Here is a 24,775-nt window from a genome sequence, read left to right on the forward strand (position 1 = left end):
TCCTCTAGGAAAAAATTAACTAGCACCACGGGTTCAAGTATGTTTTCCTTTATATGCCGCCTCTAAGGAAATCATTAGACACTACACTTCCCTCCTCAAGCCGCTGAATCTTACCTATACCCAGTATCTTGTGATGTTAGTTTTATGGGAAAAGAAAAAGACTTCAGTGAAAGAGCTAGGAAATGATTTGTGTCTGGATTCTGGTACGCTGACTCCCTTACTAAAAAAGTTAGCAGAAAAAAATTATATTAATCGTCAGCGTGAAACGGGTGATGAAAGAATCGTAAATGTTACGCTGACTCCTCAAGGTGCTGCGTTGCAAAAACAAGCAGAAGGTATTCCACAAAAGATCAAGTCTTATCTTCCACTTGAACAGGAAGAATTGGATACACTGCAACATCTGACCCGAAAAATGCTAGATAATTTTCATCAAGACCAGAAAAAGGGCTGAAACTGCTAGATGAACGATTTTATGAGGAAAACCAACTCATAAGATAACGTCATTTAGCGGTTTTTCTTTTTGCTCTTTCTCTTTCTTATTTTCATATTCCATCATATAATGAATAACGTGTTTATTTTTTGTTATTTGGAGGTTGTCGATTTGACCGTTTATCAGCGTTTTTTGGCGAATGAAAAAATACGCCGTCTCACTGTTTTATTATTTGTCGTTTTTGTTCTTTTCTTAGTTAGAAGTATGATTACAACCATTTTGCTCACATTTATCTTTACTTATTTGATGATTCATCTTGTTCAAATCATTCAGCGATTTGTCCGAATCCCTACAGGTGTTTTAGCTATCATGATTTATACACTGATCGTTTACCTTATCTATCTGGCATTCACAAAGTATATCCCGATGCTTATTCATCAAACATTTGATATGATCCAGTCCGTTATTGATTTTTACGAGCATCAGCCAAAAGATGCAGATCCTGTTTTACAATATATCCATACTTATATTGAGCGAAACGATTTTTTTGAACAGCTTCAAAATGGCGCTTCGATTGCGCTTGGCTATTTACAGGATATAGGAAAAATGGCAGTGGCGTTTGCTATGTCATTCATCTTAAGTTTCTTTTTTATGATTGAAAAGAAAAAAACAATTGTATTCTCAAGATTGTTTTTAAAAAGTGAATTTTCTTGGTTCTTTCAAGATATTTACTATTTTGCCGATAAGTTTGTCAATACATTTGGTTTGGTATTAGAAGCTCAATTTGTTATCGCTCTTTTAAACACGTTGCTCACTACAATCGCCTTGGCTGTATTTGGCTTTCATCAGCTGCTGAGTTTAGCGATCATGATTTTCATTTTAAGTCTGATCCCAGTAGCAGGTGTTATCATTTCTTGTATTCCTCTATCTTTCATAGCTTATTCCCAAGGAGGCATCCGAGATGTTGTTTATATCCTGATTACGATTTTGATTGTCCATCTAATTGAGTCTTATGTGCTGAATCCGAAGTTGATGTCCAGCAAAACAGAACTGCCGATTTTTTATACATTTGTGGTCTTACTTGTTAGCGAACGGTTCTTTGGCGTTTGGGGCTTGATTGTCGGCATTCCGATCTTTACCTTCTTTTTAGATGTATTGAAAGTGAAAAAGATCCCGAACCATCTTCCAAAAGAAACAGATATCCCTTAAAATAAATATGAAGAAAGATAAAGTATGAACGACCCCAAATATCAGATTTCAATCTGGTATTTTGGGGTCGTTTTCTGGATATTTCTTTTTATTTGAAAAATGCGTTCACAGACATTATTCAAATGTTAGAGAGATCTGTTTTGTTTAAATCTTTTTGCAGAAAGCATTGTTGCTATACTTAATAGAATGATTCCGCTCCACAGTATAACTTTGTTTTGTGACTCTCCGGATTTTGGTAGCTGTTTATTTTTCGTTTCAGGACTAGCAAAGGTTGTATCCTTGCTACTTTTTAAGGTTTCAGCTGATTGGGCGCTATCAAATATTCGTGATTTTTTATTCAGCTGCTCTTCATTTATTTTTAGAATTGCTAGATTTGATTTTTTACTCTCTTTTTTTCCATCCTCTTGAATTGTTTTTTTGTTTATTTTTTCTGGTATTCCTTGGTCTCTTGCGTCCGTATCTGGTTCTGGAGTCACATCTGGTTTTTCTTCTGGATCTACCTCTAGTTTTTCTGGATTTTCAGTTTCATTATCTGTGTCTGGATTTGTTTCCGGTACTGTTTGGTTTCCAGAATCCGTATCTGGTTCTGGAGTTACATCTGGTTTTTCTTCTGGGGCTACCTCTGGTTTTTCTGGATTTTCAGTTTCATTATCTGTGTCTGGATTTGTTTCCGGTACTGTTTGGTTTCCAGAATCCGTATCTGGTTCTGGAGTCACATCCGGTTTTTCTTCTGGGTCTACATCTGGTTTTTCTCCAGGGGTTATTTCAGGTTTTGATTCATTGTCTGGCTCTGGTTGAGTTTCTGTATCGGGTTCTTCTCCAGGTTCTATTTCCGGTTTCTGTTCTCCGTCTGGATTTTCTGTAGGCGGTACTTCTGGCTTATTTTCATTTTCTGGTTTATCTGTTGGTTCTTCAACAAGATCTCCTCCTGAGTCGATAGCTGAATCTTGCTCAATTGTCTGCCGCTGACTATACGGCGTTAAATGATGATGATCGTTCGGTAGTCCATCTGATACCTTGACAGTAAAAAGCGCTGGTTTTAACAAGTCCTGATTTAATGTAACGGTGAAGGTAAATATCGCTTGCTTGTGTTGGATAGTCAAAGTGTTCTCGTCATAGCCAATCGACAAAGCGGGATCAACATTCTCAAATGTAACAGCTGATTGTAGTATAGGTGCTAAGTCTCCTGAATAGTCAATTTTTGCTTTGATGGTCGCTGTTTGTCCTTTTCTTAATTTTGCGACTCCTGAATTGAAGGATGAAAATTCATCCTGAAAGGTAATTCGATTGACGTTGGCCCACTTGGTTTCTGTCCATTTGGCTGTTTCTATCTCCTCTGTGTGGACTGTCTGATTTATAGTAAGCGATAAGCTTAAGGCTGCAAATGTTGATATTAAGATGGTTGAATATCTCATAACTCTCTCACTCCTTGATTTTTTTGTATGCAAGAAATAAGATAGTAGAGATTCTACCTATATGTTTACTGTTTTTTTGTCTAAATTTATGAAAAAAACAGTAATATTTTCAAGTTTTAACAATTTAAGTAAAAAGGAGCCTCTTTCATGCAAACTCAAGAAGCGATTAAAACGTTTCTCTTGAAGAAAAAAAGCAATACAAAATTAGATATTTTTCTTTTCCTATCTGAACATCGTTTCTTTATTACTACACAATATTTAGCAGATCATTTCCATATGTCTGAATCAAATTTTTTACTATACATCAAAGAATTAGAACAAGACTTTGAGCGTCTCAATCTAACAGAACTGCATATTGATAAGCAAAAACCTTTTTTAAAGTTGAATTTTGAAGGAATTGATCCGGCTTACTGCTATTATCGTCTATTTGGAAGATACTGCAACGAATCAGTCAGTTATCAGATCTTGACTTCTTTGTTCAGCTGTCAGACAAATTCGATTATCAGTTTAAGTCAGCAAACAAACTATAGTGCCTCTTATTTGTATACGAAAATGAAAAAGATTAATGCATTTTTAGCATTGTACGGTTTGTCTATCTCCTTTTCTAATAATGGCAGAAAGTCTTTTTCTGGAAAAGAGGTACAAATTCAATATGCAGCATTAGATATTTATTGGAACATCTTTTCAAGTACTGCTACAGAATTTTATGATGAAGATCCGCAAGTAGTGGCTTTTATGATGAATACTTTTTTTAAAAAAGAAGTACTTGACCGACTAAATAGCGGTATGATAGATAAATTATATTTTCTATTAAAAATATGTAAAGAGAATTTTCCTGCAACTTCTGTGAAAGACGTACAAAAAGAATTCACAGAGTATGAATATATTGACTTTTTTATTGATCCCTCTGTAGATATTTTGCGACCTAATCTGCCAATTTGTCGCGAACAACGCATCTTAGTGAATATTTTAGCTCGACTTTCTATCACGAAAATCGAATCGGAAGAAACAAGCTTGGAGCAATACAAACTTTTAAAAAAAGCAAACGTTCCTCATGTTCTTTATTCAAGAGAAATGGTGGAGTCCTTTTGTACTGTATTTGATTTGTTTATACCTGAAAAAGAAAAGATTCTTTACTCATTGGCATTCGCACGAAATAAACTTTATAATGGATTTCTTAACTTCAATCAACCAAATACGCCCCTTCCTACTTTCATGCTTTATCAAGAACATAGCGTGTTGAAAGAAGTCCAAACCGCCATTGAACAATTTTATATGGATTTCAGAGAACAAAATCAACACTTGTTACCAGTTATTTTAGAAAAGGAAAATGTGCAATGGATGGTTGAAGACCTAGTACATTTGTATGATCGCTACAAAAAACAGCCGCGAATTGTGATTGGTGTGAACTATACGCGTGATTTTTATATCAGTAAAGATCTGATCGTTAAGATAGAACAAATTTTTTCAAATGAATCGATCAAAATACAAAATGATTTTATGGAGAACTGCAACATCGTTATCAGCGACTGCCCTTTGAAACAATTGCCTTCTCATATCAAAAAAATCTATATTTTAAAAGGAATCATCACACCAGAAGACTGGAAAAAAGTGATTATGAGGATCTCAGAATATATCTTTGAATTAAAAGAAGAAGCACTCATGGATCAATCGAAAAAAGAAAATCAAGTTACTTCCTAGACCAAATAAGATACATAAATCCGAATGCTTATTAACAACCTCCGGATTTATGTATCAAGAATTTGAACATCCTTCTTATTTACATAATAAAATTACAGTTTTTTTCACTAATTATCTTTACTTTTGTTTCCTTTTTCGATTGCTTCCCATAATCCATTTAGATAAACAGCACCTAATGCTCGATCATATAAGCCGTATCCTGGTCTTCCTGTCTCATTCCAGATCATTCTTCCATGATCAGGACGGATGTATCCGTTAAATCCGTTGTCATACATTGTTTTTAGTATGCGGTACATGTCTAATGAACCGTATTCGGATTTATGCGGTGCCTCATAGAAATCTCGATTAGCTAAAAATTTAATATTTCGAACATGTGCAAATGGGATTCGATCTCTTTGACAAAATTCTGCTAAAATCCCATATACATCATTTTCTGGATCTTCTGCAATACTCCCTGTACAAAGAGTGATTCCGTTATAAGGGCTGTCTACTATGCGGCACAACCAATCTAAATCTTCTCGATTCTTTACGATTCGAGGTAATCCAAAAATCGAGTATGGCGGATCATCTGGATGTACAGCCATTTTGACCCCTACCTCTTCACATGTTGGGATGATTGATTGGAGAAAATAGGCAAAATTTTCTCGAAGTTTTTCTTCGTCTACTGATGCATAGGCTTCAAGCAAGGATTTGATATGAGCTAAGCGCTCAGGTTCCCATCCCGGCAATTCAAATTCATTGCTGGAATGTTCGATGCGCGCGACGATTTCTCTTGGATCATCTGGAATATCATCAGATATAAAAGCTAACGTGGATGAGCCGTCTTCTAAGCGGTAGTCAAGGTCAGATTTCACCCAGTCAAATACAGGCATAAAATTATAGCAGATGACTTCTATTCCATATTCTGCCAAGTTTCGGATTGTCTGCTTATAGTTTTCGATATACTGCTCACGGGAAGGTAATCCAATTTTAATGGCATCATGCACATTGACGCTTTCAATTACTTTTAGTGTTAACCCACGAGACTCAATTTCTTCTTTTAGTTCTTTGATCCTCTCCCTAGGCCATACCTCTCCTACTGGTATATCCATCAATGTGCCTACAATCCCTTTGACCGCAGGAATCTGTCTGATTTCATCTAAGGTAATCTTTTCTTCCTGTGATCCGTACCATCTAAAAGTCATTTCCATGATAAATTTCCTCCATGTTCTTGTAAGTAATCCTGTAATGTTTTTCGTACGGCATTCGGTCCTGCTACCATCTTGATGAACATTTCTTCTATTTTTCTGCCAAGCTCTGCTTGGTAAAGATCTACACCAAAAATTTCTTTATTTGACAAAATAGGAGCCATTTTCTCATGAATATGTGATGTATCTTGCGTACCCAGTTGAATATCGGAAAGCTTATGCTGAAAGTCTGTCAATAGTGGGTCTGGACTCGGGATGAATGGTTTTCCTTGATCATCAATGCCAATAAGGTATCGAAGCCAAGCAGCGAGAGTCAATGGTATGAATACAAGTGTCTGCGGGTCTTTAACTTCTATTTCCATATATTTTTTAATCGTCTCACCATAACGAATCGCCACCTTTTGAGAGGTATCCGTGGCGATTCGCTGAGGCATATCAGGAATATTTGGATTAGAAAAGCGCACAGTAATTACTTCTTCCAGAAAGATCTTTGGATCAATGATACCTGGAGACTCCACAACTGGGAGGCCTTCATTGTACCCGATTTCAGAAACTAGCAGCGATAAATCTGGATCTTTCATCTCCTCAGCTATGCTCCTATACCCCAGTAAACAACCCATAATAGCTAAAGACGTATGCAAAGGATTAAGGCAAGTCGTCACCTTCATCGTATCTGCTTTATCTACCGTTGCACGATCAGTCAAGAATACCCCAGCTTTTTCGAATTTCGGACGTCCATTGGGAAAATGATCTTCCATGATTAAATAATGGATGTCCTCTGTATTGACAAATGGAGCAATATTATTTCCTTTTGCGGTTTGGAAAATCGACATATTTGAAAAGCCCTCTTTTGCCAACATTTTGCTAACTGACAAGGAAGGATTCGGGGTGATACGATCAATCATCGTCCATGGAAACGCAACAATTTCTTCATTCGATAAGTATTGGATAAATGTATTTTGTACATAACCTTCCTTTTGCCATTCTTTTGCGATCGTTAGCAAAGAAGTACGTAATTGACTACCGTTTTGTGAAAAATTATCTGTAGAGACAAGTGCAATCGGCCAAGCTCCAGATAAAAAACGTTTATAAAGTAGCGCAGCAAGAATACTCATTGTATGTGATGGCTTCTTTGGACCATTTTTTATATCGACTGCAATCGGTCCTATATATTTATTATTTGTATCTTTCAATCGATAACCTTTTTCAGTAATAGCAAAAGTAACTAATTGTAAACTAGGATTTTCAAAGTGTCGAATCATCTTATCAAAGTGTTCAGAACAATCTGGATGACAATACAGACTGTCAGCTGTCGCAGCTAATATACGTTTGACGAACTCTCCACTGCTTGGCATGACCACTTCAAGAATCAAATCATCAAAATCTTGGTAAGCCCTTTCAATTATTTCTTCATCGAATGTTTCACAAACAATGACACCAGTGGACAATTCGCCTAGATCCGCTAAACGTTGAGCGATTTCTGCATGAAATCCTCGATAAAGATTTCCGCCACCGAAATGGATCCAGACAGGATTTTTTTGTCCATTTTCTCTTAATGATGCACGGTCAAAATGAGGTATTTCTACTTCTTTTTGAGATAATTCAGGGATAAAGTTCCTCCAGTTGTTTAAATCAATCATTTTTCCCCTCCTAAACTAACATATTAGTTTTTGTATTCAAGTGAATTTTATACAATAAAAATCGCTATGTCAACCAAAATTTTACTATTTATACAAATTTACTAGTTAATGTGACATACCAGATTGTTTTTCAGACCTCTTCTGTTATACTACGTTCATAGAAATGATTTTGGAGGAATAAAGATGAAAAGCAGCTTGCAATCACAAGCTTATCAAGCGATTCGTAAACAAATTATCTATGCTGACTTAGAACCTGGAAGGAAAATATCTGAAAAGGCACTGGAGGAACATCTTGCTATCGGCCGGACTCCCATTCGCGAAGCATTGATTCAACTACGTCAGCAAGAACTCGTGTATACGATACCTCAAAGTGGTACGTATGTTTCCAAAATTAATCTTGTTTCTGCAGAAAATGCTCGCTTTGTCCGAGAACAGTTGGAAGAGCAAATCATGATTGAATGTTGTTCCAAATTGGACACACAAACACGAATAGTGCTAGAAACGATTTTAGAAGAACAAGAAAAAGCAGTCAAAATAAATGACGAACGCGCTTTTTTCCGTGCAGATAATTTATTTCATGAAGCTTGTTTCGAAATTGCAGGAAGAAAAGAAGTTTGGAACTGGTTAGATGACCATAATACCCATTTAGAACGTTTCCGCTGGTTACGAGTGACCATTCAGGGGCTTCCATGGGAAACGATCATGGAACAACATTATGATTTACTCAAGGCTTTAGTTGATAAAAAACCAGAAGAAGCTCGATTTCAAACGGGATTGCACTTACACATGATGCTGAAAGAACAGGAAACTGTTACTCAACGTTATCCCGAGTATTTCCAGCAGTAGCATTTTCTTGCGACCTCTTCTATTTTTATAATTAACCTTCGTTTTTGAGTAATCTTTATTAAATAACAAAATATCCATTGACTTTGCAACTCCAACTAAATTACAATAATTATAAATAAATAATTATTATTGGAGGTTTTACTATGTCATTGATTGGGAAAAAAATCGAAGAATTTAATGCACATGCTTATCATCAAGGAGAATTTTTAGAAGTCAGTGAAAAAGATCTTATGGGGAACTGGAGTATTCTTTGCTTCTATCCAGCTGATTTTACTTTTGTTTGTCCTACTGAATTAGAAGACTTACAAGAACAATACAGTACATTGAAATCTTTAGGTGTTGAAGTCTTTTCTTGCTCTACCGATACCCACTTTACTCACAAAGCATGGCATGATACATCAGATGCTATCGGTAAAATCGAATACGTGATGATCGGTGATCCGTCTCATCAGATTTCTCGTATTTTTGATGTTTTGGATGAAGAGCAAGGATTAGCTCAGCGAGGAACATTTATTATTGATCCAGACGGAATCGTTCAAGCTATGGAAATCAATGCAGATGGAATCGGTCGTGACGCTAGTGCACTGATTGATAAGATTCGCGCTGCTCAATATGTACGTACCCACCCAGGTGAAGTTTGTCCGGCAAAATGGAAAGAAAGTGGCGAAACATTGAAACCAAGTTTTGATCTTGTTGGAAAGATTTAGGTGGTGGATATGTTAGACAAAGAAACTAAACAAAATCTCGAACAATATTTAGCACTGATTGAATCTCCTATTGTTTTTTCTGTTAGTTTGGATAATAGTGAAAATAGTCAAAAACTAGCTGAATTTACGAAGGAAATAGCAGAAATGTCTCCTAAAATCTCTTGGGAAAAAAGAGATTCGATGCGCACACCTAGTTTTTCTATCAATCCAGTTGGCAAAGAAAGTGGAATCGTTTTTGCTGGTATCCCCCTCGGTCATGAATTTTCCTCTTTTTTACTGGCTATGTTACAAATTAGTGGACGGGCACCGAAAATCAGTGAATCTTTGAGTCTTAAAATCAAAAAAATAACACAAACATTGCATTTTGACAGTTATGTTAGCTTGACTTGTCATAATTGCCCCGACGTTGTACAGGCATTGAATATATTAGCTGTATTAAATCCAAATATTACTCATACGATGATTGAAGGTGGGATGTTCCAAAAAGAAATCGATGATAAAAAAATCATGGCAGTGCCAACTGTGTTTTTAAATGGAGAAGAATTTAGTAGCGGACGCATGACGATCGAACAAATTGTTGAAAAAATCACTGGCCCTTTGATTGAAGAAGAGTTGTTTGAAAAAGAACCTTATGATGTATTAGTAATTGGCGGTGGACCAGCAGCTAGTAGTGCAGCTATCTATGCAGCACGTAAAGGAATCCGTACAGGACTTGTCGCTGATTCTTTCGGCGGACAAGTCGTTGAAACACTAGGGATTGAAAATATGATTGGTACCTCTTACACAGAAGGTCCAAAATTGATGCAGCAAGTAGAAAGTCATGTGCGTAGTTACCCTATCGACATTATGATGAATCAACAGGCCGTTTCCTTAAATAAAGAGCAACATTTTATTAATATTGGCTTAGCTAACGGTATATCACTTAAAGCAAAAACCGCCATCATCGCGACAGGTGCGCACTGGCGTTCTATCAATGTACCAGGCGAAAAAGAGTTTAAAAATAAAGGAATTGCTTATTGCCCACACTGTGACGGCCCTTTATTTAAAGGAAAAGAGATTGCTGTTATCGGTGGTGGTAATTCTGGTGTTGAAGCAGCAATCGATTTGGCTGGGTTAGCAAAACATGTATATGTTCTAGAATTCTTACCAGAATTAAAAGCAGATCAAATCTTACAGGATAAACTAGTCTCTCTTGCGAATGTCACTGTTATCAAACATGCAGCGACGAAAGAAATCAGCGGTACGAATCAGGTAGAATCTCTCTCCTATATCGATCGCCGTACGATGGAGATGCATACACTAGCTGTTTCAGGAGTATTCATTCTAGTCGGCTTACTCCCTAATACGGATTGGCTAGATGGAACGATCGAAATGAATCCAAGAAATGAAATAGTGACCGAGAAAAATGGCGCAACGAATATCCCCGGCGTTTTCGCAGCTGGTGATTGTACAGATAGTCCATACAAACAAATCATTGTTTCAATGGGTTCAGGAGCTACTGCAGCTTTAGGAGCATTCGATTATCTGATGCGCACTTGAGCTATGAAGATTGTAAAAAGTCAGAGAGCGGAAAAAAGGATGGTGACAAGAATTTTGTCACAATCCTTTTTGTTTTTTTGAATAATCGCTTTTTCTTCTCTTTTTCTTATATACTATAAGTAGTAAATAATTTGAAAAAAAGAAAGGTGACTGATTATGGCGCAAAATCGTATTTTTACGACAAGTTTTGCAAGCGTTTATCCTATGTATGTAGCAAAAGCGGAGAGAAAAGATCGTATAAAAGAGGAAGTAGATGAAATCATTTGTTGGCTGACGGGTTATTCCCAAACAGAACTAGAATATCAACTACAAAAACAAGTGACTTTCGAACAATTTTTTGCGGAAGCCCCTGTCCCCAATCCTTCACGTTCCTTGATTACAGGTGTTGTTTGTGGTGTACGAGTAGAAGACATCGAGGATAACTTGATGAAAGAAATTCGTTATTTAGATAAAATGATCGATGAGCTAGCAAAAGGCAAAAAAATGGAAAAGATCCTCAGAAGTTGATTTTTCCAGAGATATTCTTCTCCTTCGCTCATTTTGTAACATTTAATTTGGTAAAATGACTAGTTCACGTTAAAATAAGTCAAAGGAGGTTTTCTTATATGTTTGAGACGATTAAACAAAATATTCAAAAATACGCCTTATTAAGAGCTGCTGTTTATATTATTTCTGGGATTGCGATTGTGCTAAACCCTTCTGCTGTTTTTCATTTTATCGGTTATCTGATCACCGCCTATCTTGTTTTGCTTGGGTTGTTGAATCTTTTTGAGGCTTACCGTTTTAAAAGGAAAACAGGTTCTTGGAGTATCGGTCTGTTCAGTGGTCTTTTTTTCCTGATCTTAGCTCTGATCGTCTATGCTTTTGCACCTGCAATCGTTTCTATCCTGCCGATTCTTCTTGGATTAGCTGTTATCATCAACAGCTTGTTCCAGTTGTTCTTCAGCATGAATACAAAAGCTAAAAGTTGGAGTGTTTATAGTAGTATTCTGTTGTTGATTGGCGGATTCGTCTTATTGTTCAATCCATTCAAAAGTTTGATGCTTCTATTCCAAATATTCGGCTTTATTTTGATTTTCATGGGCATCCAGGAGATTATCAATTTCATCAGAATAAGAAAAATGACTATACGTTAATCATTTTTAGTTATTAAAATAGACCGTATAAAAACCAACAATCCAAAAAAATCTTTTGGATTGTTGGTTTTTTTGTGAGTATATTTTCCTATTTTTTCAATAATGTATGTTATGCTAAGTTCGGGCTATATTTTATACAAAGGAATGATGAGAATGGAATTTATTGGTATTTTATGCCTGATATTGATTTCAACAACGATTGGCTCACATATCTCGCGGAGATTAGGTATCCCAGCAGTGATTGGACAATTACTTGTTGGTGTTTTGCTAGGCCAAGCTGGATTGAATTGGGTCAAACCTGATATTCTAGTCCATGACTTTTCGGAGATTGGTGTGATCTTATTAATGTTTTTAGCTGGTCTGGAAAGTGATTTATCTCTTTTGAAAAAATATTTCCGACCTGGTATGTTCGTTGCTTTGCTTGGGATCATCTTCCCGGTTGTTTTTGGCTGGTTGACAGGCAAAGCATTCCAAGTTTCGGGAAATGAAGCGATTTTCTTTGGGATTATTCTTGCGGCAACTTCTGTCAGTATTTCAGTAGAAGTATTAAAAGAACTAAACGTAGTGAATACAAAAGAAGGATCAACAATTTTGGGTGCTTCTGTGGTAGATGACATTTTAGTCGTTTTAGTTCTAAGTTTCAGCCTATCTTTTCTAACGGGGGAAGCTTCTAGCAATGCTTCTTTACCGCTTGTTTTGATTGAACAGCTAATTTATTTTGTTTTTATTTTCTTATTAGTCAAATGGATTGCGCCTTTCCTACTTTCATTTGCAGAAAAAGTGTACGCAAATTCTTCTATTATCATCGTATCGCTAGTTATTTGTTTAGGAATGTCTTACGTAGCGGATCTTGTTGGGCTTAGCTCTGTCATTGGTGCTTTTTTTGCTGGGATAGCTGTCAGTCAGACAAAGGTTAAAGAAGAAGTATACCACAATGTAGAGGCTTTAGGATATGCAGTATTTATACCAGTATTTTTTGTCAGTGTAGGATTAGAAGTTGATTTTTCTGACTTTAGTGAACAACTACTCTTTATTTCTATATTGACGCTTGTAGCGATTTTGACCAAATTGCTTGGAGGTTATTTTGGTGCTCAGATTGCCGGTTTTTCTCAACATAGTTCATTGATGGTCGGTGCTGGTATGATTTCGCGTGGAGAAATGGCTTTGATCATTTTACAAATTGGACAGCAAAGTCAATTGATCGAACCACAGTACTATTCACCTTTAGTTATCGTGATTTTATTAAGTACACTTATTTCTCCACTTGTTCTCAAATATTTTACAAAAAAAGTTTATGAAGTGTGAGTAAATCAAAAAGAAGTTGTGAAAGAGACATCGTGAAAACCGTTTATTTGAAAAAAGGACTGTGACGATAACGCCACAGTCCTTTTACTGTACTTAAAAAGCAATTTTTTATTGATAATTTTGGTTGAGGTATTGCAATAGTTCCGATGCTCGTTTGGTTGCTGAATCATCATCTTCTTTATTTTCCAACATGCTGACCATCATATAACCTTGGTTATCAAGATTGAAAGCAAACAAGAAACTGTTCTCTTGCCCCTTTACATCCTGTTTTTCTTTGATTTCCGCTGTACCAGTTTTCGCTGCCAACGGAATCCCTAAAGCAGAAAGAGAATGTGCTGTACCATTTACATCTTGCACAACTTCTCTCAGATCTGGCACGATCGTTTGTACTGCTGTTTCGCTGATGACATTCTTCTTATCTTTTGTCTCTTTATCTGGAATCAATTTAGGATAGACAAGTGTGCCATTGTTGGTAAAAACAGAATACATTGCTGCTTGCTGGATAGGAGTAATTAGAAGTTCGCCCTGTCCATATCCAGTATCAGCTAGCAAGATATCTGAGTTAAAGCTATCTTCATTAGAAATTTGTGCTGGATTCATACTAATTGGCAAATCAAGGTCTTCACCAAAAATGAATTTATCTAAGCCTGTACGAAATTTTTTCTCACCCATTTTCAACGTTTCTTGTGCCGCATATATATTATCGGAATAGATCAAAGCAGTTTTTAAGTCTACTTGTGATACATCACTACTGACACGCGTTGTTTTAAAAGATCCCCAAGAACTGTCTTTTTGCCATTTAAGCCCGTTGATCGTCAACACTTCATTTGGATCGATAGTGCCGTTGTCGAGACCGATTGCTGCTGTAATCATTTTAAACGTAGATCCAGGAGCATAACCTGTCGCAAATCGGCTGATGAATGGATGTTCAGGATTTTCTTCATAAGCTTTGTAATCTTCTTGTGAGATCCCGTTTGTCATTTTGTTTGGATCATAGCTTGGAGAGCTAGCAAGCGCAAGAAGATCACCGGTTTTTGGCGTTGTCGCAACAGTTGATGCAGCTTTTCCTCCTAGACTGTCAAAAGCTATTTTTTGTGCCTTCGCATCGATTGTCAATTTGATATCTTTGCCATTTTGAACTTCATGTTCGATCAGAACTTTTTTCTCTACACCGTCTGCATCTGTAATGCTTAATTTCCCACCTGTTGTCCCACGAAGATCCTTATCAAAAGCCATCTCCAAACCTGAGCGACCGATTTTTCCATTACTGCTTAATTCTGGATTCTTATCAATATCTTCTGCTGTGATATCTCCCACGTAACCAATCAGCTGAGCAGCTGCTTCACCCAAAGGATAATATCTGCCGTCTACTTCTTGAATGGTAGCTCCAGCTGGAAGTTCTGGCGTTGCTCCATCAATGATTTTCAATGGGACAAAGTAATCGGGTTGTACCCAGCTTTGTGAAATCGCCTGATTGATAGCATCTTCTGTTAAGTCGAAGGAGGAAGCAATCGCTTTGATATTGGCTGTTTTTTCGCCTCCATCTCCAAGTTTACTTGGAACGACTCCTAATTGTTTTAGTTTGCCTGTTGTTGCTAATGGTTCACCATTTCGATCTATAATATTCCCTCTTGCTGCTTCTTGTGTGGTCAGGCTTACTTTGTCATTTCCTTCCATTTCTGGAAAAACCAAGTTGGGTTGCCAGTTGATCGTGGTTTGACCATCATTTCTGTCTAATGTTCCTTTATAAGAAAGATCTTTCAATTCACCTAATGAGGTATTCATCTTTGCTTTATATGAAAAACTGTAAGTAGAATCGTCTTTTTTATCTACTTTTAGATTCGATATCTGAAGTCCTTTGACATCAGCAGCACCGTATATATTCTGGTATTTATCTAAGATCTCTTTTTCAGATAATGCACTTTTATTTGCCGCCTTTTTTGATGTCATTTCTGCAGCTTTGTTATAATCTCCCTTGTTCAAAGCTTGGACAAATTGCTCAACTGTCTTTTCTCCAGCTTCTACTGCTTGGGTTTCTTGATAGTGCTGGTAGTAAAAATAACCGCCACCCGCAGCTGCTATTAAGATCACTGCGCCGGCAATATAAGCGCCTGTTCGATTTTTGCCGTGCTTGTCACTTCTTTTCATTTTTTCCTCCTTCTCTTGCTTGTCATTCCTTTATTTCACTATTTATACCTGTTTATTCTAACATATGTCTTTGAGGAAATCCATACCACAATCCAGAAGCACACTTTCTGGAAGGTTCGTTTGGATACTACCAAGTAATTTCCCAACCGCTTTGGGTAGCTTGAATATTGAAGTTACGTCTTTCAGCTGCTGAGAGATAGCTTTGATCACTTGCTGCTGCCTTCTGATCCTCCCGAAGTCTCCTTCTTTGTCTTCCCGAAATCGAGCATACTGGAGTAAAGTATTACCATCCATCACTTGCTCTCCTTTGTTTATATATACGCCATCTAAATCTAGAGATTTTTCTGCATCGATCTTGACTCCACCAGGAAACAGTTCATTAACGCAATCGATAAAATCTTGAAATGTGATACTTGCATAATAGGGAGCTTCAAATTTGAAATTTTCCTTTAATGTTTGATTTAATAAATCAACTCCCCCATAAGAGTAAGCTGCATTTATCTTATTCATTCCGTAACCTGGAATATCGACATATGAATCTCTCATGATAGAGATCAGTTTTGCTTGTTGTGTTTTCTGGTTGTATTGTGCAACCAGAAGTGAATCCGAGCGACCTCCACCAATCGATCTTTTTTCACCGCATCTCCTCCTCACACAGCAATCCACTTGTCAGGTGAGGAGCGAGTTTGTCTCATCAAATAAGTCAGTCACAAAAATATAAAGAAAAGGTCAGAAACCTTTTCGAACAAGAATTCTGACCTAGCATCATCTCATCGTCCGAGTTTTAGCACTATACAACGTAAAGAAAACATTCTTAGCTATTGGAAAAAGCCTTAATCCAACAGTTTCTGTTTTACCCATTGGCGACTTTCGACGTTTCTGGGCAACAGCCTATGTTTGTATAGGAGCCTCACCTAACAAGGTTATTACTATATTCTATTTACGAGTTCATGATAGACTTTTCCTAATGATTAGGCAATGGAATTTGAAATGAAATAGTGAAATTTAACAATCTTTAATATTTTTTAGAAAAAAATAACAAATAAGTTGAAAGAATCCCGTTGCAAATTCTTTCAGTTGCACCAGGATTCTTTGATAATTTTTTAGTTTTATGTGTTTTTTTATATGTTTTTTCACTTTTCGGAATAAATATTTATTTGTTAAAGTAATTAAACAATCCGCTAATCGTTTGATCTGGCATTTCTATTTCCTTACCATCTAAAGTAACAGTAGTAACGACAAAATGGTCTTGCAATGGCGGAACTTCTAAGTACTGCCCTTGCAGAAAATCATTCACTGTTTCATATTCTTTTTTCATTTCTTTTGAATCTGTCGATGGTTTATAGCTTATTTTTAACATAACTAGTGCTCCTTTTTATTCGGGACGTGCAATCGTGAAAATTTCTCCTATTGCTGCATAATCATTTCCTGCCAAACGGCTTACAGCATTCAATTTTCTTGGATCGATCCTTCCTGTCTTATCATCATAGACTGTTTCATTTAAATGATATTTCTGTACTTCTAGCAAAAATAAATCAGCTGTTACTTTATTTTTATTCCGTATCTCGACATGTTCATATAAGGATGTTTCAAAACGAACTTTTGCTTCTGTCAATGCTGGTACTGAAATGATTACTGAATCAGTTAAAGTCAAGTCAGTCAGGTACAGTTCGCTTTCCTCATTAGGCAGATTGGCTGCTGTTTTATTTACTTCTTCTACGTTGTCCTCATCAAGGATATGGATAACAGCTTCTCTTGTCTCAAGAATATTCTTTGCTGTGTCTTTTACTGCATCTTGTTTTCTCTGGATCGCCAAGGATAAGATGGGTCGATTCGAACTGACGATATTGAAGTAACTGAAGGGTGCGATATTCACTATATCTTTTGCTGATTTAGTCGTTACTACTGCTACTGGTCTAGGGATGACTGAACCAATCAGCAACTTGTAATTTTCACGTTCTGTCAATTCTGAAGGACTCCGTTCAAACATGGTTTCGCCTTCTTTCTATAAAATTCGTTAAAAAGCAGATCTTGAAGACAAAATGAAAAGTAATGCTTTTTTCATCTTCTTAGAATCTGCTTTAAACTATCTATCAATTTTTCTTTTTTGTCAAGAATCTGTGCCGTGCGTGTTTTTTAGTTATTTGCTTTACTTGCGGCTTCGACATATCTTTTAGTGATCAATTGCGGACGGGTGATAATAGATCCAACTACGACTGAAAAAGCACCTAATTCATATGCTTTCTCTACTTGTTCAGGAGAGTCAGTATGTCCTTCCATAATTACTGGGATATCGACTTGTTCTATGATTTGATTCAATAAATCAAAATCAGGTGTCTGCGTCTTTCGTGAATATTCTGTATAGCCTGCTAAAGTCGTAGACAAAAGATCAAAACCATCTTCTTGCGCTTGAAGCGCTTCCTCAAAAGTCGAAATATCTGCCATAGCTAACCGACCGTGTTCGTGAATCATTTGGACAAGTTCAGCAGTTGTTTTTTCTGTCGGACGTTTACGAGAAGTTGCATCCAGTGCAATGATTTCTGCTTGCGTCTCCAAAAGTTCTTCCACTTCTTTTTCTGTCGCAGTAATAAACACTTCTGACCCATCGTAATCTCTTTTGATAATCCCTATTACCGGTAAATCAACGATTCGCTTGATTTCATTGATATCTTCTGTCGTATTTGCTCGAATACCAACTGCTCCGCCTTCTTTTGCAGCCAAAGCCATTCTCCCCATAATAAAAGAACTGTGTAGCGGCTCGTTTTCCAAAGCTTGACAAGAAACGACGACTCCGCCTTTGATTTGTTCCAGTGTATCCACAATATCTCCTCCAGTAATGTTATATAAAAATACAGCTTCATATAAAAATGTAACCCTTTTCTATTCAGGAGACAATAATGAGCTATTTCTTTCAGCAGACCTTTCTTACTAAAAGAAAATTACTTCAAATTCTTCGTATACGACCAGCTTCTCTTCTGTAAATTCTATGTTCAACGCTTCTTTATAAGCATGTTTAAAAAACTCAGCATGGACTTTCCGCCAATAAGCTAATGTCCGATCCCCTTCTCCTTCTTTCCAAGCATGCTCTTTCGTGACTTCACTAAAAGGCAAGATGGTCACATTTATATTTTTGATGATACAAACTGGTTCATTTTTTCCATTCAGGACCACGTCTAATTGACCAACTTTTGGTAAAGGCTCATTCTCTTGTTTATACAGATCGTAACCACTTGATGTACCAGTCTTTATCTTTTTTACAACTAGTTCGCTCAACTCGTCTGCCATTTTTTCTGTATCCCCAAATGAAAAGAAACCTAATTTTTCTGATTGATAACTAGGATATTTTTCTTGGAACTTTTTGACATATTCTTCTACTTGCTGATACATAACATCCACCCCTTTGCTTTTTATAATGAAAAAACCATCCAGATACTAGTATAAACAATTATCTGGATGGTGAGCATAATGAATTATTGAATATTCAAGACACGCAGACTATCTTCAACGATTTGTTTTGGTGTTAAATGATAACGTTCATAAAGCTGCCCTACAGGAACGCTATCCGTGAATTCTTTCTCTGCACCAAAATTTAATACGTTCATTGAAGAATCACCATAATAACGACTGATATTTTCGCCAAATCCTCCTGACAAACTACCATCTTCTAATGTGATGACTAATTCGTGTGTTTCTTTTAATTTATCTAATGTTTCTACGTCATTTTCTGTGATCGTTCCTGGATTGATCAACGTTGCTTCGATTCCTTTTTTTCTAAAAGCTTTTACTGTTTCTTTTCCTAATTCAAGAAAACCGCCTAAAGCTAAAATTGCTACTTTTCCTCCATTATTTACTGTTTGATAGGCTGGAATACTATAATCATTTGCGATAGCTGTACCATGTTCTACACCATGTGTAGGAATTCGGATTGCTACAGGCTGCGCTGTTTGTTCGAACGCCCAATCTAGCATAGAGATCATATCCTCTTTTGTTGCTGGAGCAAGATATTTGATGTTCGGGATACTTGATAAGTAAGGAATGTCAAATGTTCCTTGGTGTGTTCGGTCACTAGCTGAGATCGTTCCGCCACCGACTAAAATAATCACTGGATTCTCGTTGATCGCTAAATCATGTGATAATTGATCATATGCCCGTTGCAAGAAAGTACTTGATTGGAAGACGACTGGACGTACTCCCTGAGAAGCCAAAGCAGAAGCGAAAGTGATAGAGTGCTGTTCAGCGATCCCCACGTCAAAATAATGATCTGGATGTTTTTCTTGGAATGTTTTCAGTCCAAAGGCGCCTGGTATCGCTGCATTGACTGCGGCAATAGGAGCTGTACTTGTTTGCATTTTCTTATCCAAATAATCCATGATGATCATATTAAATGTTTCTCCAGAAGTTACTTGCTTTGCCTCCCCGGTGGACAGATCAAATGGTACATGCCAATGATATTTCATTTTATTATCGATTGCCGGCTGATAACCGCGACCTTTTTCCGTATGGACGTGAAGTACAATCGGATGATCAATATCTTTTACTTCTTCAAATAAACGGATCACCGTTTCCAGATCGTTTCCATTATCCACGTAACGATAATCAAATCCCATTGCTTTAAATAGGTTATTGCTGCTTTTACCGTTGGTTTGACGAAGCTCAGCTAAGTTTTTATATAAACTGCCATGATTCTCATCAATAGACATCTCATTATCGTTTACTAATACGATTAGATTGGATTGTAAAACACCACCATTGTTCAATCCTTCAAAAGCTAAGCCACCACTTAGGGAGCCGTCACCGATAAATGCTACCACATTTCCTGATTCTTTCTTCAGATCTCTCGCTTTAGCTAAACCTGTTGCTAAGCTGATAGATGTAGATGTGTGCCCCACTGTAAAATAGTCATGTTTACTTTCATGTTGGTTGGAATATCCGCTCACTTCACGGTAATGTCCTTTTTCAAAACCATTTTTTCGACCAGTTAAAAGCTTATGACCATAAGACTGATGGGAAACATCCCAAACGATTTTATCCTTTGGTGAATCAAATACATAATGAAACGCAATCGTTAATTCTACTACACCTAGATTCGGACCAACGTGCCCACCTACATCGCTGTCCTTTTGCAAGATTTTTTGGCGCATCTCTTCTGCCAACTGTTTCATTTCCTCAACAGATAATTTTTTGACATCTGCGGGGCTATTGATTGCATCCAATACATGTAATACTGTACTCATAATACATTCTCTCCTCCGTACTATCTTCTTTTAATGAAAATAGATTTGTTACACTTTATCTATTCTACTACTTAGAGTTGACTCTAAGTCAATAGCATTTTAAAAAAATTTCAGAGAAAGCTTGTTATATAAGTAGATCTTCGCACGAATCAGGACTCAAATAAAAACCTTCTACAGACAATTAAAAAGCTTTGTAGAAGGTCTCCTAATTAAGGTCTCATCAAGAAATATGTTTTTTTAATAGGTGAAGTTCCTGAGCAATATGATACAAATGGATGTTTGCACCTTTTAATGAGATTGGATAGATCTTTGTCTTTTCAGTTTCTAATCCATTTTGATAGCTAGCAGCATCGCACAAAACCACTCTTTTTTTCGCACATAGACATTCATCAGGCAATTCTTCTAATGAACGAAATAAAATAGGATTTATTTCAGCGATGCCTTCTTCCGCATACAAATGAAATTGGGTTCGATAAAAAAATTGTTTGACTGAACTTTCTGAAACAACAAAAATTTCTATTTCCTGTCTCCCCGCTTGTTCACTGTTGATCAAAGAAAGACTTTTGACGAATTTTCGAATGAAATTTTCATTCCATCTTAGTTGGATTTGATTTTTCTTTTTCCACTCTTCCAATATTTCTACAATTTTTCCGTACAGAAGTTGTTCTTTTTCTGATAGAAGATAGATCCTTTCCGGTAAAAATACTTGTCCATCTGCCCACAACGTACGGACAAATTGTAAAAAGGATTGCTTGAAAATAAAATTTTCTGCATCGTCGATTTCAGCGATACTAATAATCTGTAAAATCAATTCATTCAGTGATAGGTCATTGAGAACAAAATTTTTATAAACAACTTCGAAATCTTTTCTTAACAGCTCCATGTTCTCATTGGTATAATTTCTACTGTTGAACAAAGAAAAAATATAATAGACATCTTCTTCTTGTAAGTCTAGAATTCCTTTTTGCTCTTCCAATCCTTGACAGACTAATTGAAATAACGGCTTCGTTTCTGCGCTTTTCTTATCTTCTTCTTTCAGTCCAAGGGGAAATGCCTTTCTTCCGATTGCGATCTCTATTCCTCGTATGATAAAGGACTTTTCATCTTCCGAATATCTTCTTTTAAAAAAATGAGTCTCTACATAATCAATCAACTCGTTACAAGCTTCTTCTACATACGGATTTTTATTTTCATAGCCTTCCCAATTGACATAACGTACTAAAGCTAGCAAGATGTTCCGCGAGTCAAATTCTGGGATAATGATTTCTTTATTTTTCAAATAATCATTTTCTTTAAAAAAATCCAATACGATTTTTTTGATTGTATATACTTTGCTCAAAGAAATAAATTCAAGATCAGCCAGTTCTGTACTCGTGAATATACCATTAAAATAATAACTTAAAAACTTTAAAAAATAAGATTGACCGTACAGAAACTGTGTGAGCTCAGAAAGAGCAATACCATGTTTGAATACGAGTTTATACTTATGCTTCTCTCTTACTTGTTCTTTTATACAATATTCTAGACACTCGGCTAGACTTTCTAGATCGTGAAGGATCGTTGGTGTAGTCACCCTTAGAGAAATAGCTGTTTGTTCGATGTCTATTTCTTGGAATTCAAATAATTGTTCACACAGATACACTTTTCTAAATATATTTCGCTCGATGTAATTTTCCAGCATTCCTGATACACGCCTCCAGTTTTTCTTATGATTTTATTTAATCATATCTGTAAATCGTATTTTTGTTTCCTTTTTATTTAGAAAAGCCCTTTCAAAAACCAATAAAAAAAGAAACTGGGACAAAAGTCAAACAAGCTCACAATTTCAGCCTCATTGTAGGTAGCTTTGAGCCGTTTGGACTTTTACCCCAGCCTCTTTCAAGAATGGTTATTCAAAGATGTCAGCGTCTAGTTCTTTGACTACATCTTTCAACAATTGGATACCAGCTGCGCTGTTACCAAATGGATCTAGTGCCGGGCTGAAGACACCTATGCCGTAACGATTTGGCACAGCTGCCATCAACCCGCCGCCTACACCGCTTTTTGCAGGTACACCAACATGGACGGAAAACTCTCCTGATTCATCATACAAACCAGCAGTTGTCATAATTGATTTGACGATTGTAGCACTTTCTTCAGTAATGATTTGTTTGCCATTCCAAGGAGCAATTCCTTTATTTGCCAGCACAGCAGCTAATTTTGCTATGCCTGTAGCGGTGACATTGAGGGAGCATTGTCTGAAATAAGCATCGAGTATCTCCGGTACGTCTCCTTCGATCATTTGATTACCTTTCATATAGTAAGCAAGAGAGCGATTGATATCACCTGTTCTTGATTCAGAATGATAGATTTCTTCATTCAATGTGATATTAGGATCATCACAGATCTCTTTCATAAATGACAAGATTCGCTCAAATTTTTCATCTGCATCTTTACCGGCAATCAACGAGGTTGTTGCAATCGCTCCTGCATTAACAAAAGGATTCATTGGATGTTTGCGATGATTGATTTCCATATTCATGATAGAATTGAAGGCAAAACCGGTTGGTTCCGTGTTGATTGTTTGAAAGACTTTTTCTATTCCGTTGTCTTTGATTGCTAATAACAATACGGGAACTTTTGACATGCTTTCGATGGCAAAGCGCACATCGGCGTCTCCTCCCTCAATCAGTTGTTTTGTATCCAAATCATAAATCGCCATACCTAATTGTTTGGGATCCACTTCAGCTAATGCTGGAATGTAATCCGCCACTTGTCCTGTTTGATAATAGTGGAAATTTTTTCCAATCAATTGTTCTAATTCTTTTACTTCCATTTGAATAACCAGCTTTCATTTTTTATTTTTCTGCATGCTGGAATTTATGACGGCATGCGTAGATCGTAAATGGAATAACTAAGACGATAAGATAAGAAACAATCAGAATCGTTTCATAAATCCCATGCTGTCCAGCTGCGATACTAGCAGGTGGAACAAATGAGATACAAAAAGCAAAAAGTGAAGTCAAAAGACCTAAACAAGCAACGATTACTTTTACAACTTTTCCGCCTGGAACCTGATAGGCTCTTTCAAGACTGTCATCTTTAAAAACCAGCTTCAAATAGCCCGCGAAAAACATAAAGTACAACATCAGGTAGATTACAACAGTCAATGACATCGCTGCAAGAAATGAAAGATTATTCCCCCCGCCGCTTAATGTAAAGACGGCTGCCCAGATTGTTGCAACGATCCCATTTGCGATCATCAAATGAGCAGGAACACCGTGTGTGTTTTCTTTTGCAAAATATTCAGGAAGTAATCCTTCTTCTGCTGCTACGTGAAGTGCTTTTGAAGGAGAGGTTACCCAAGAAGCAATTTCTCCGATGACACCTAAACAAACAAGAATCGCAAGAATTTTCGCAATCCATGCAAGATTTGGATCAATGTGTCTTAATAGGAATTCTAACGATTGAATCACCCCTGTATTAAGAGACAAACCATGTTGAGGTACTGTAGTAGCGACGGTCAATCCGCCAAAAGTATCTAAAATGATTGCCAGAATAACCAATACAAACATTGCTAATGGATAATCCTTTTTAGGGTTTTCCATTTCATTTGCATGACTGGCAGATGTTTCTACGCCCATATATGCTAAAATAAAGGAAACAAAAACAACCAGCGTAGGCAATTTCGAAAAATCAGGAATCAATGTTTTCATAGACAGTATCGTTTGTAGTGGAGCGCCTGAAGCGACATAATGGATCCCTAAGCCAAACAAGACTAATGCTGGCAACAAGATACCAGCTACAAAACCGATCCGAGCAATCAATGAAGTGTATTTGGTTCCTTTTAACTGTGAGAGTAAAATAGCCCAGAAAATAATCAATAGGATTGCCAATTTCAGATATTTATTGTTTTGTATAGCACCAATACCCGTTGCATAGGATAATGCACCAGTTAAGAAATACAGCATGGTCAAGTAGCCAACTGTTATCTCAAACCATTGGAAAAAGATTGCGGCAAAACCGAATCGTTTTCCCAATGTGCGACTGACCCAAGTATAGACACCGCCTTTTTCCCATCCTTTCACCGTTGCCATCTCTGCTGCGCACAATGCCACAGGGATAAACCATAGCAAACCGCCTAATAACAAGAAAAATACTAAGCTGAAGCCTGAGGTCGCGAATGTGGGATATTCATATAATGAAACGACCATTGAGATGGTCATAGCCAAAAAGCCAAAGAACGTTAATTTTTTTGCAGGAATTTTCGTTTTGCTTTGTTGCATGAATCTTCCTCTT

The 24,775-nt window shown here is 36.8% G+C and carries 21 protein-coding genes, 1 pseudogene and 1 riboswitch; of the genes and pseudogenes, 9 read left to right on the forward strand and 13 right to left on the reverse strand.

The window, feature by feature from the left end; translation table 11 throughout:
- Positions 1 to 70: 70 nt before the first annotated feature.
- Together ACIFUW_RS06980 and ACIFUW_RS06985 are read left to right on the forward strand one after the other, a co-directional pair.
- Complete coding sequence (locus ACIFUW_RS06980) at positions 71 to 451, forward strand: MarR family winged helix-turn-helix transcriptional regulator (protein ID WP_182482941.1); 381 nt, start codon at positions 71 to 73, stop codon at positions 449 to 451.
- Between the two features lie 108 nt (positions 452 to 559).
- Positions 560 to 1,639, forward strand: coding sequence for an AI-2E family transporter (locus ACIFUW_RS06985; protein ID WP_002288167.1), 1,080 nt, complete (start codon positions 560 to 562; stop codon positions 1,637 to 1,639).
- Between the two features lie 125 nt (positions 1,640 to 1,764).
- Here the strand turns inward: ACIFUW_RS06985 and ACIFUW_RS06990 are convergent, their stop codons facing one another.
- Complete coding sequence (locus ACIFUW_RS06990; protein WP_002303828.1) at positions 1,765 to 3,054, reverse strand: LPXTG cell wall anchor domain-containing protein; 1,290 nt, start codon at positions 3,052 to 3,054, stop codon at positions 1,765 to 1,767.
- Between the two features lie 147 nt (positions 3,055 to 3,201).
- On the opposite strand from ACIFUW_RS06990, the gene ACIFUW_RS06995 reads away from it, so the two are divergent.
- Complete coding sequence (locus ACIFUW_RS06995; protein WP_002288171.1) at positions 3,202 to 4,755, forward strand: helix-turn-helix domain-containing protein; 1,554 nt, start codon at positions 3,202 to 3,204, stop codon at positions 4,753 to 4,755.
- A 107-nt stretch (positions 4,756 to 4,862) separates the two neighbouring features.
- Here ACIFUW_RS06995 and uxuA read toward each other — a convergent pair whose 3' ends face one another.
- Both uxuA and ACIFUW_RS07005 read right to left on the reverse strand, forming a co-directional pair.
- Positions 4,863 to 5,945 carry a mannonate dehydratase gene (gene uxuA / locus ACIFUW_RS07000; protein ID WP_002296275.1) on the reverse strand — a complete coding sequence of 361 codons (1,083 nt, stop codon included), beginning with the start codon at positions 5,943 to 5,945 and terminating at the stop codon, positions 4,863 to 4,865.
- Positions 5,936 to 7,582, reverse strand: coding sequence for a mannitol dehydrogenase family protein (locus ACIFUW_RS07005; protein WP_002288175.1), 1,647 nt, complete (start codon positions 7,580 to 7,582; stop codon positions 5,936 to 5,938). Before ACIFUW_RS07005 ends, uxuA begins: the two co-directional genes overlap by 10 nt.
- 183 nt (positions 7,583 to 7,765) lie before the next feature.
- On the opposite strand from ACIFUW_RS07005, the gene ACIFUW_RS07010 reads away from it, so the two are divergent.
- The 6 genes from ACIFUW_RS07010 to ACIFUW_RS07035 all read left to right on the forward strand — a co-directional run bounded on the left by ACIFUW_RS07010 (position 7,766) and on the right by ACIFUW_RS07035 (position 13,115).
- Complete coding sequence (locus tag ACIFUW_RS07010) at positions 7,766 to 8,428, forward strand: GntR family transcriptional regulator (RefSeq protein WP_002288176.1); 663 nt, start codon at positions 7,766 to 7,768, stop codon at positions 8,426 to 8,428.
- Between the two features lie 143 nt (positions 8,429 to 8,571).
- Positions 8,572 to 9,135, forward strand: coding sequence for an alkyl hydroperoxide reductase subunit C (gene ahpC, locus ACIFUW_RS07015; protein ID WP_002288178.1), 564 nt, complete (start codon positions 8,572 to 8,574; stop codon positions 9,133 to 9,135).
- Positions 9,136 to 9,144: 9 nt separating this feature from the next.
- A complete protein-coding gene (gene ahpF, locus ACIFUW_RS07020; protein ID WP_002288179.1) occupies positions 9,145 to 10,674 on the forward strand; it encodes an alkyl hydroperoxide reductase subunit F in 1,530 nt (509 codons plus the stop codon).
- A 156-nt stretch (positions 10,675 to 10,830) separates the two neighbouring features.
- Positions 10,831 to 11,181, forward strand: a complete 351-nt coding sequence (locus ACIFUW_RS07025; RefSeq protein ID WP_002288180.1) for a DUF2200 domain-containing protein — start codon at positions 10,831 to 10,833, stop codon at positions 11,179 to 11,181.
- Between the two features lie 98 nt (positions 11,182 to 11,279).
- Positions 11,280 to 11,810 carry an HdeD family acid-resistance protein gene (locus ACIFUW_RS07030; RefSeq protein WP_002288181.1) on the forward strand — a complete coding sequence of 177 codons (531 nt, stop codon included), beginning with the start codon at positions 11,280 to 11,282 and terminating at the stop codon, positions 11,808 to 11,810.
- A 153-nt stretch (positions 11,811 to 11,963) separates the two neighbouring features.
- Entirely contained in the window at positions 11,964 to 13,115 is a 1,152-nt protein-coding gene (locus tag ACIFUW_RS07035) for a cation:proton antiporter (protein ID WP_002295931.1), read from the forward strand.
- A gap of 108 nt (positions 13,116 to 13,223) precedes the next feature.
- Here ACIFUW_RS07035 and pbp4 read toward each other — a convergent pair whose 3' ends face one another.
- The 10 genes and pseudogenes from pbp4 to ACIFUW_RS07085 all read right to left on the reverse strand — a co-directional run bounded on the left by pbp4 (position 13,224) and on the right by ACIFUW_RS07085 (position 24,762).
- Positions 13,224 to 15,263, reverse strand: a complete 2,040-nt coding sequence (pbp4, locus tag ACIFUW_RS07040; protein WP_169032480.1) for a penicillin-binding protein PBP4(5) — start codon at positions 15,261 to 15,263, stop codon at positions 13,224 to 13,226.
- A 66-nt stretch (positions 15,264 to 15,329) separates the two neighbouring features.
- A pseudogene (locus tag ACIFUW_RS07045) lies at positions 15,330 to 15,878 on the reverse strand (LCP family protein); the annotation flags it as partial.
- A gap of 147 nt (positions 15,879 to 16,025) precedes the next feature.
- A riboswitch (M-box (ykoK) riboswitch) is annotated at positions 16,026 to 16,192 on the reverse strand.
- A gap of 224 nt (positions 16,193 to 16,416) precedes the next feature.
- On the reverse strand, positions 16,417 to 16,623 hold the full coding sequence (locus ACIFUW_RS07050) for a hypothetical protein (protein ID WP_002287763.1): 207 nt from the start codon (positions 16,621 to 16,623) through the stop codon (positions 16,417 to 16,419).
- A 15-nt stretch (positions 16,624 to 16,638) separates the two neighbouring features.
- On the reverse strand, positions 16,639 to 17,253 hold the full coding sequence (locus ACIFUW_RS07055) for a flavin reductase family protein (protein WP_002287766.1): 615 nt from the start codon (positions 17,251 to 17,253) through the stop codon (positions 16,639 to 16,641).
- Positions 17,254 to 17,399: 146 nt separating this feature from the next.
- Positions 17,400 to 18,083 carry an N-acetylmannosamine-6-phosphate 2-epimerase gene (locus ACIFUW_RS07060; RefSeq protein ID WP_002287767.1) on the reverse strand — a complete coding sequence of 228 codons (684 nt, stop codon included), beginning with the start codon at positions 18,081 to 18,083 and terminating at the stop codon, positions 17,400 to 17,402.
- A 108-nt stretch (positions 18,084 to 18,191) separates the two neighbouring features.
- Positions 18,192 to 18,650 carry an ASCH domain-containing protein gene (locus ACIFUW_RS07065; protein WP_002295936.1) on the reverse strand — a complete coding sequence of 153 codons (459 nt, stop codon included), beginning with the start codon at positions 18,648 to 18,650 and terminating at the stop codon, positions 18,192 to 18,194.
- A gap of 83 nt (positions 18,651 to 18,733) precedes the next feature.
- A complete protein-coding gene (locus tag ACIFUW_RS07070) occupies positions 18,734 to 20,497 on the reverse strand; it encodes a 1-deoxy-D-xylulose-5-phosphate synthase (RefSeq protein WP_002287770.1) in 1,764 nt (587 codons plus the stop codon).
- A gap of 220 nt (positions 20,498 to 20,717) precedes the next feature.
- Positions 20,718 to 22,178, reverse strand: a complete 1,461-nt coding sequence (locus ACIFUW_RS07075) for a hypothetical protein (RefSeq protein WP_002295937.1) — start codon at positions 22,176 to 22,178, stop codon at positions 20,718 to 20,720.
- A gap of 207 nt (positions 22,179 to 22,385) precedes the next feature.
- Positions 22,386 to 23,312, reverse strand: coding sequence for a glutaminase A (gene glsA, locus ACIFUW_RS07080; protein WP_002295938.1), 927 nt, complete (start codon positions 23,310 to 23,312; stop codon positions 22,386 to 22,388).
- Between the two features lie 22 nt (positions 23,313 to 23,334).
- Positions 23,335 to 24,762, reverse strand: a complete 1,428-nt coding sequence (locus tag ACIFUW_RS07085; protein ID WP_002295940.1) for an amino acid permease — start codon at positions 24,760 to 24,762, stop codon at positions 23,335 to 23,337.
- Between the last annotated feature and the right edge of the window lie 13 nt (positions 24,763 to 24,775).

The sequence above is a fragment of the Enterococcus sp. PLH-Efm8 genome (assembly GCF_053011625.1).

Coding starts and splice junctions, on each gene's coding strand:
- ACIFUW_RS07050 (WP_002287763.1), bottom strand. CDS start 16,623: ATGTTAAAAATAAGCTATAAACCATCGACAGATTCAAAAGAAATGAAA.
- ahpF (WP_002288179.1), top strand. CDS start 9,145: ATGTTAGACAAAGAAACTAAACAAAATCTCGAACAATATTTAGCACTG.
- pbp4 (WP_169032480.1), bottom strand. CDS start 15,263: ATGAAAAGAAGTGACAAGCACGGCAAAAATCGAACAGGCGCTTATATT.
- ACIFUW_RS07005 (WP_002288175.1), bottom strand. CDS start 7,582: ATGATTGATTTAAACAACTGGAGGAACTTTATCCCTGAATTATCTCAA.
- ACIFUW_RS07065 (WP_002295936.1), bottom strand. CDS start 18,650: ATGTATCAGCAAGTAGAAGAATATGTCAAAAAGTTCCAAGAAAAATAT.
- ahpC (WP_002288178.1), top strand. CDS start 8,572: ATGTCATTGATTGGGAAAAAAATCGAAGAATTTAATGCACATGCTTAT.
- ACIFUW_RS07070 (WP_002287770.1), bottom strand. CDS start 20,497: ATGAGTACAGTATTACATGTATTGGATGCAATCAATAGCCCCGCAGAT.
- ACIFUW_RS07075 (WP_002295937.1), bottom strand. CDS start 22,178: ATGCTGGAAAATTACATCGAGCGAAATATATTTAGAAAAGTGTATCTG.
- ACIFUW_RS06995 (WP_002288171.1), top strand. CDS start 3,202: ATGCAAACTCAAGAAGCGATTAAAACGTTTCTCTTGAAGAAAAAAAGC.
- ACIFUW_RS07055 (WP_002287766.1), bottom strand. CDS start 17,253: ATGTTTGAACGGAGTCCTTCAGAATTGACAGAACGTGAAAATTACAAG.
- ACIFUW_RS07085 (WP_002295940.1), bottom strand. CDS start 24,762: ATGCAACAAAGCAAAACGAAAATTCCTGCAAAAAAATTAACGTTCTTT.
- ACIFUW_RS07010 (WP_002288176.1), top strand. CDS start 7,766: ATGAAAAGCAGCTTGCAATCACAAGCTTATCAAGCGATTCGTAAACAA.
- glsA (WP_002295938.1), bottom strand. CDS start 23,312: ATGGAAGTAAAAGAATTAGAACAATTGATTGGAAAAAATTTCCACTAT.
- uxuA (WP_002296275.1), bottom strand. CDS start 5,945: ATGGAAATGACTTTTAGATGGTACGGATCACAGGAAGAAAAGATTACC.
- ACIFUW_RS06990 (WP_002303828.1), bottom strand. CDS start 3,054: ATGAGATATTCAACCATCTTAATATCAACATTTGCAGCCTTAAGCTTA.
- ACIFUW_RS07035 (WP_002295931.1), top strand. CDS start 11,964: ATGGAATTTATTGGTATTTTATGCCTGATATTGATTTCAACAACGATT.
- ACIFUW_RS07025 (WP_002288180.1), top strand. CDS start 10,831: ATGGCGCAAAATCGTATTTTTACGACAAGTTTTGCAAGCGTTTATCCT.
- ACIFUW_RS06985 (WP_002288167.1), top strand. CDS start 560: ATGAATAACGTGTTTATTTTTTGTTATTTGGAGGTTGTCGATTTGACC.
- ACIFUW_RS07030 (WP_002288181.1), top strand. CDS start 11,280: ATGTTTGAGACGATTAAACAAAATATTCAAAAATACGCCTTATTAAGA.